This is a genomic window from Candidatus Hydrogenedentota bacterium, assembly GCA_016791475.1.
Classification (GTDB): domain Bacteria; phylum Hydrogenedentota; class Hydrogenedentia; order Hydrogenedentales; family JAEUWI01; genus JAEUWI01.
This window is the reverse complement of sequence record JAEUWI010000520.1, coordinates 1-264: the sequence shown is the minus strand read 5'-3', so window position 1 is coordinate 264 and position 264 is coordinate 1. Positions and strand designations below refer to the sequence as shown.

Sequence of the window (264 nt, the reverse complement as noted above, 5' to 3'; positions counted from 1 at the left end):
GCACGGTATCGGCGTGAACTGCTTGTGCCACCAGGGCTGGCGGCTGGTGATGGTTTTCGGGTCGTCATCGACGCAGGCGTCGATTTTCTTCAGGTCCCAGCCGGCGGGAAAGAAGCCTTCCATCATCGAGCCGGAAATCGTGCTGAGCAGGTCCATGGGGCTTAGTGGGTGGTGGCTAGTGGGTAGTGGATAGCGGCGACAGTGTAACCGCAGACTCCCCCGCGCGGCCACCGGCCGAAAGATTCACCGCAGAAAACGCGGAGG

1 pseudogene (only partly in view) is annotated in these 264 nt (G+C 62.1%); it reads right to left on the bottom strand.

The features are described from left to right. A pseudogene (locus JNK74_30590) lies at nucleotides 1-156 on the bottom strand (glucosamine-6-phosphate isomerase) (it extends 239 nt beyond the left edge of the window). Nucleotides 157-264 lie beyond the last annotated feature (108 nt).